Here is a 3,833-nt window from a genome sequence, read left to right on the forward strand (position 1 = left end):
CGCACCGGAGCCATGTCCTCGCCGCACCGGCTCCGATCAAAAAGAAGAGGCTCCGCGGCCTTGGGCGGATGCTTACCAGCTAACCAACCCGCAAGCCAAACAATCGAAGCCAAGAACGCCCAGTCATATCGCGTTAGGGTTCTGAGGCCGCGCCCCAGCGGACCGCTGTCCTTTGGTACAAGTGTGCTTAGTATCGCTGCCGCTTTTTGTCTTACTTGCATGGTGCTGCGCACTAGCTGATTGCAACCAAACAAGTCTTGTCATCATGCGCCAAAAAATTGGGACATTGGGCCAGCGTCGCGTCGCAACTCAGCGAATGTCTCTCAGATTGCGGAACGCTGTTGGCGTCGATCCCGTCCAGCGAGCGAAGGCATGTGTGAAGGAGCTAATCTCACCATAGCCTAACAGCCATGCGATCTCAGAGATCGGAAGGTCCCGTTCCCGGAGATAGCGTTTGGCGAGCGCCTGCCGCAACGTCTCAAGCACGCCCGAAAAGGCGGTGCCCTCGGCGGATAATGCACGCGCAAGTGTTCTGCGGCTCATGCCAAGGCGGCGAGCAATCTCCAACGCGTTAGCTTTGCCGTGCGGAAGCAATTGCACCATTTGATCTTCGACCTGAGAACGAATGCTCGCGCGACGCGCTGCTCGGCTGCTGAGAGCCTCATCGGCGTATCGAAGCAGCAGCCTGTTAAGGCGGACATCGGCTCCAAGAACCGGCAACGCGCCGATCGGCGCTCCAAACAAGATCTCATCCCTATTCGCTCCAAATTCGATCTCGCATCCCAAATAAGATCGGACATCCGAGGGCGTCTCCGGCCTAAAGTGTTTCAGCTTGATCTGGTTTGGGGCAAGCTTGGCGCCGCTCAGCGTCCGGCAAGTGCGAACCAAGGTGACGAGCCAGAATTCCACATGGTGACGATCGGAGAGGCGATCAATATTCAGGTATTCGAACCCAATGGCGAGCCTGTCCGTTAAAGAAACCCGCAGCCGCACACCTTCGTTGTTGATCGCGCAATAACGCTCCGCGTTTTGCAGCGCGTCGCGGAGCCGCTCCGAGGAGGACATAACGTAGTAGAGCAGCCCGATTTCGCCCAATTCAAAGTCCCGGGCTAAATGGAAACCAAAACAGTCGTCCTGCATTTCCTTGGCGGCGAGTTCGAGCATTCTGACCTGCGCGCTTGCGTCGAGGCGCCGCTTTTCGTCCTGAATATCTTTGCTTGTTAGGCCCGCGCCTGACATGACTGGGGCCAGGTCTGCTCCCGCATCTCGCAATCGATTATATGCGAGCCGAGCTATCCCTCCCGTGGCGCTTGGTATCGACGAGAGGCCTTTAGCGAGACCTTTGCGCATCTGAAATTCCATCGCGTCCGCGGCGCCGTGCGCGCGAGAATAACTCCGACGCGAGATTTTGAGGTGAGCGCCGAGGCCGTCCCGCGCCGCGGACCCGCTCGTCTAGAATGGTCGAGCCAAGTGGTCGCCGCTGGAATGTTGGCGAGTGGCATGGATGGCGCAGCTGTCATTGACTTAAATCAAGTTTGGAAATGTAAAGGCACGGGCGGCCGCCCTGGTGCGACCATTCTTCCCGAATGATTCCTTGGCGTGGCGCGGCAAGTTGCCGTTCAGGATGCGCAGATGGCGCGTAGCGATCTCGTCGCGCTTATGCTCGTCAGGCGCGGAATCGTAGGCCATTATTGCCTCCATGAACGCGCGACCCCGGGCGAAGTCCCGGCTGCTTGGTCTATCGATCACCGCTTACTCCTGCGACCGTCAGCGCTCACGCTTCGCGCGCATCGCGGCGGCGAAAGTCCTGCCCTCATTCAACCATGCATCGAGTGACAGATCGTTGAGTCGCTCCACCGGCACGATCTTGGTGCCGGACAGCCCCTGGTCATCAAACTCGAAATACCAATAGCCTCTACCTTTGGCCCGGTACAACTTCAGGCAGGGGTCGCCGATCAGGTGGACGACCGTTTCCGTGTTGAACATCGTCAGTTATAGCTTCGTTCGATGACCCGGACGCCTGCGTCGTAGGAGGTCGTGGTGTTGCCACTTGCAGCGGCAGGAAGCCGCCCATGTAATCCGCGATTCAAGCTGGAGGTTGACCGTCTGCCTTTTTCGAACGGCATGAGATCCACACCAGGAGCCATCTCGACATCGAAGATGCTGCCGATTGAGTAACTGCCCGGCGCCCTCCGACCTTGAGCCAAGCATAATGGTGTGCCCTACCGGGCTGCACGATCCAGCAACAGTAATAGCAAGGGGCCGGCGCAAATCTCTTGAGAATTTTCGCCATCTATTTGTTGTTTTGCGCCAGTCGCAGCGGGAGAGCGCACAATGAATGGCGCATATTCACAAATTGTTGGCGTGCGGTCCCAAGATACAATCCGGCCTTTTTACTACGGCTTCCCCGCCGCCCCATGGTGGGCATACTTCCGACCAGAATCGATGACCGACCAACCATCAATGCGCGTCTTTTTCAGTTGCCTTTTCTGCGGTGCGCTTCATAGCGCTATCCAGATAAAGCGGCCAGTCCTAGGAAACGGCCGTTTTGATTGTCAAGAGTGCAAGCGCACAATGCATCGATGGTGGTTCGGATACGACTTTACAGATTGGAAAGGGCCGCTCGACCCGTAGAGGGGGCCGCGCCGACGCGATGAGCGCCAGAACGTTCCGCCCTGCCCTCATTAGCGGCACGAAAGCGGGCCCCGCCCGAGGTCAGGGATGTGGAGTGGTCATTCGATCACCTCGTCGGCGGCCGTCAACAATGTTGCCGGAAATTCCAGCCCGAGCGATGTTGCCGCCTTTTGGTTGAGCACAAGATCGTATTTGTCTGCCGGTAGAACGGAAGGTCGATCAGTTTTGCGCCCGCTAACAGCTGACCTGTCATGTTCGCAAAAGGAGATTGGCGCGATGTCCGAGCAAGGAAGTCGCCCCCGGGGCGAATAGCGCAGGCGCCCGGGCGTCAACCAACTCGCATTCAAAGTTGCATGTGTCGTCGTGCGTCATCTCACCCGCAGGACGATGCGTCCTTGCACGCTTCGATCCGCAATAGCGGTCATCGCGTCGGCGGTCTGCTCGAGCGGAAGCACGCGGTCTATGCGCGGGTGCAGCTTGCCCTCGGCGACGCGTGCCATGATCATGTCCGCTGCGCGCGCTCTTTCGTCCGGAAACCGCTCGGCCCATGCGCCGGTAAATGCACCCACGATCGAATAATTCTTCAAGAGCGGCAAGTTCATTGGCAACGAGGGAATCTCACCGCTGGTGAACCCGATCGGGATCAGCCTTCCGTTCCAGCGCATGAGACGCGCAAGCGTCGCGAAGAGGGGCCCACCAACATTTTCGAAGCAGATATCGAGACCTTCGCCACCTGTTAGGGCTTTCACCCGTTCGCGCACGTCCTGGCTTGAATAGTCGATGACCTCGTCTGCGCCGTGCTCGCGGACGACAGACGCCTTGGCGGCGGACCCAACAGCGGCGATGACCCGCGCACCGAGCAGATGGGCAAGCTCAACGCAAGCCAGGCCGACGCCGCCGGCGGCGCCCGTGACGAGCACGGTTTCACCGGCCTGCAATCTCGCACGATCGACCAAGGCATACCAGGCGGTGACATAGCCGTGCTGTATGGCTGACCCAACGACGAAATCCGCATTGTCTGGAAGACGGGCGCTGAACGAAGCCTTGGCGGTCATGCGCTCCGCAAGACTACCGAACCAGGCTGAGCAGGCGACCCGATCACCGGGACGAAACCGCTGAACATTTTCGCCGCAGGCGACGACAACCCCCGCGGCATCCATTCCCGGTACGTAAGGGAGAGTTGGCCGCTTCTGATAGCC

The 3,833-nt window shown here is 59.0% G+C and carries 4 protein-coding genes; all 4 read right to left on the reverse strand.

All coding sequences use genetic code 11. The annotated features are described in order from the left end of the window. Window positions 1-309: 309 nt before the first annotated feature. Window positions 310-1,362, reverse strand: coding sequence for an AraC family transcriptional regulator ligand-binding domain-containing protein (locus tag JQ632_RS38900; RefSeq protein ID WP_312015713.1), 1,053 nt, complete (start codon window positions 1,360-1,362; stop codon window positions 310-312). 162 nt (window positions 1,363-1,524) lie between these two features. Next, window positions 1,525-1,689, reverse strand: a complete 165-nt coding sequence (locus tag JQ632_RS38905) for a hypothetical protein (protein ID WP_212408010.1) — start codon at window positions 1,687-1,689, stop codon at window positions 1,525-1,527. Window positions 1,690-1,767: 78 nt separating this feature from the next. Then, window positions 1,768-1,986 (reverse strand): hypothetical protein, encoded by a 219-nt coding sequence (locus tag JQ632_RS38910; RefSeq protein WP_212408011.1) that lies wholly within the window; start codon window positions 1,984-1,986, stop codon window positions 1,768-1,770. Between the two features lie 1,016 nt (window positions 1,987-3,002). After that, window positions 3,003-3,833 (reverse strand): NADPH:quinone oxidoreductase family protein (locus JQ632_RS38915; protein WP_212408012.1); only part of this gene is annotated, 831 nt, incomplete at its 5' end.

The organism is Bradyrhizobium liaoningense, from assembly GCF_018130955.1.
In the GTDB taxonomy this organism is placed as follows: domain Bacteria; phylum Pseudomonadota; class Alphaproteobacteria; order Rhizobiales; family Xanthobacteraceae; genus Bradyrhizobium; species Bradyrhizobium liaoningense_C.

What these genes read in the sequence shown, in the direction of transcription:
- JQ632_RS38900 (WP_312015713.1), bottom strand. Translation starts at nt 1,362, where the DNA reads ATGGAATTTCAGATGCGCAAAGGTCTCGCTAAAGGCCTCTCGTCGATA.
- JQ632_RS38905 (WP_212408010.1), bottom strand. Translation starts at nt 1,689, where the DNA reads ATGGCCTACGATTCCGCGCCTGACGAGCATAAGCGCGACGAGATCGCT.
- JQ632_RS38910 (WP_212408011.1), bottom strand. Translation starts at nt 1,986, where the DNA reads ATGTTCAACACGGAAACGGTCGTCCACCTGATCGGCGACCCCTGCCTG.